The organism is Dolichospermum circinale AWQC310F (assembly GCF_000426925.1).
Classification (GTDB): domain Bacteria; phylum Cyanobacteriota; class Cyanobacteriia; order Cyanobacteriales; family Nostocaceae; genus Dolichospermum; species Dolichospermum circinale.
Map to the genome: position 1 here is coordinate 82,514 of NZ_KE384676.1, position 2,089 is coordinate 84,602.

At 35.5% G+C, this 2,089-nt stretch carries 4 protein-coding genes; 1 reads left to right on the plus strand and 3 read right to left on the minus strand.

Annotated elements, in window-relative coordinates:
• The 3 genes from ACIR310F_RS0109520 to ACIR310F_RS0109530 form a co-directional block, all read right to left on the minus strand.
• Window positions 1-576, minus strand: a 576-nt coding sequence (locus ACIR310F_RS0109520) for a Uma2 family endonuclease (RefSeq protein WP_028083638.1), incomplete at its 3' end; no start/stop codon positions are given.
• 77 nt (window positions 577-653) lie between these two features.
• Entirely contained in the window at window positions 654-917 is a 264-nt protein-coding gene (locus tag ACIR310F_RS0109525) for a type II toxin-antitoxin system HicB family antitoxin (protein ID WP_028083639.1), read from the minus strand.
• Window positions 907-1,158, minus strand: a complete 252-nt coding sequence (locus ACIR310F_RS0109530; RefSeq protein ID WP_028083640.1) for a type II toxin-antitoxin system HicA family toxin — start codon at window positions 1,156-1,158, stop codon at window positions 907-909. Before ACIR310F_RS0109530 ends, ACIR310F_RS0109525 begins: the two co-directional genes overlap by 11 nt.
• A gap of 423 nt (window positions 1,159-1,581) precedes the next feature.
• Here ACIR310F_RS0109530 and ACIR310F_RS26135 point away from each other — a divergent pair, with 423 nt between their 5' ends.
• Window positions 1,582-1,824 carry a hypothetical protein gene (locus ACIR310F_RS26135; protein ID WP_028083641.1) on the plus strand — a complete coding sequence of 81 codons (243 nt, stop codon included), beginning with the start codon at window positions 1,582-1,584 and terminating at the stop codon, window positions 1,822-1,824.
• Window positions 1,825-2,089 lie beyond the last annotated feature (265 nt).

The window sequence follows — 2,089 nt, forward strand, 5'->3', positions numbered from 1 at the left end:
TGTTTCCGTTTCCCACACAACGCCATCATAAAGCATTTCTATGGGAAATTCAAATGCAATACTTGAGAAGGTGATCATGTCTCCAGTAGTGTAGGGATAATAAAGCCACATTCTTCCTTCTCCCCGACAATAACGTTCAACAGAGATTTTTTCAGAATCAATCAAGATATATTCTTGTAAACTGGGTATGGTGAGATAATATTTAAATTTTTCCTCTCTATCTTTACCGCTTGTACTGGGAGAAAGAACTTCAACAATTAATTTAGGATTTTGGATAAATTTACGGGCATTGATGTCTTCAGGGTGACAACTAACGATCAGATCAGGATAGAAGTATGGACCTTTAGAGGTAACTTGTACTTTTACATCTGATACATTGATTCGACAACCTCTAGGACGGAGGTGTGGACGTAAAGATGTGTAAAGATTGAGAGCAATATCATTATGGGGAATTGTACCACCAGTCATGGCGAAAACTTCACCGTTGATGTATTCATAGCGAATATCTTGGTTAAGTTCCCATGCAAGATATTTCTCAATGGTCATTTTTGCTGGTTGTTGGGGAATGGCTATCATATCAGGATTTTTCTCAGTTTGTTTTGATTATAGCAACTGTAGGACTTTGGATAAAATTTTTGATTTTTGATGGTTGTTCACGAATTAATGATAGAAATTAGTTTAGAAGGTAAAGGAATTTGTTTTTTACCACTACAATAAACAGTTTCTATCCATAACTCTCTCGCTTCATTAATATTTTCTATCGCTTCCTCTAAACTTTCGCCATGACTCATACAACCTGGTAAGTCAGGAATCATTACTGTATATCCTCCGTCCTCTTCTGGATAAATAGACATGGGATATTTTAAAGACAGATAATATTCTAAAGATTGATGCTCAAGTTGAGAATTAGTTTTCATCTTGCCAATTTTCCAAATCTAGTAATCTAATCGTTTCCTCAATATACGTTCGTTTAACTTTTTTACCCCCTTTTTTGGGAATAATAATCACTTCTCCTTGATCATTTTCAAAAGCGTGATGACTTCCCTTAGCTCTAATTTCCTGATATCCAAATGCTTCCAAAACATAACTAATGTCTTCAAATCTGGCTTCAGGAGGACGAGAGAGAAGATATTTAATTAATTTACTTAATTTACCCATTGACTAATCATAGCATTTTTTCGGCTAGGTGGTTGAGATAATTATTCATTGACCAGTTATACCACACTTTAAACTCTCAATCCTGAATGGCGATATGAAGAACAAGCCACTTTACCTGAAAATGAAACTTGGTGGTATAAGGGTGTCCGTTTTGTAACAGAACATATCGTCAGCACTGATAATGGACGCACTGAGATATTTCTTGATGATCCTATCAAAGTTAATCAATTAGTTGATGAACGAGATGAAGAGAATGCTATTTGGCTTGATCATGCTTTTGAAATAGCAAAAGATAGTGATACATCAGCTGTAGTTGTAGCGACTCAATTAGATCCTTTTGCTCCTGATGGTAGTACAGGTGATGTTTTTAGCAGATGTCTAAATAATCATGCGTATAAAGGTTTTTGTGAACAATTGCAGACATTGGCGGCAAATTTAGATAAACCAGTGTTATTAGTTCACGGTGATACTAATGCTTACTGTTTTGATCAACCTTTTCCTGTAGGTAAAACTCCGAAATTATGGCGCTTGAATGCACCTGGTGATTTTAAAGTGATTGATGCTTCTTTAATCTCTTTTGATCCTAGCAATTCTAGCAAACCTTTTGAAGTTACCGGACTGTTATCAGGTAAAGAACCTCCGCAAATCTGTGATTACAGTAGATAATAGGTGATTAATTGATGATGCAATATCTGTTAAAAATACAGCGATCGCACATCATATAATTCTTTTTGGCGTTGCTGATTTGAGGTATGAAAATGATTTTGATGATTTCAAAACCCTTGTAGAGACGTTCCTCATGTAGGGATTCTCGGCTCTACACCTAAATTCATACCTAGTTTCAGCAACGCCAAATTAATCAACTAAGTTATTGTTCGTGAAAAATCCGAGTGTAAGTAATCAATCCAGATTAAACGGTAACAATGAAATC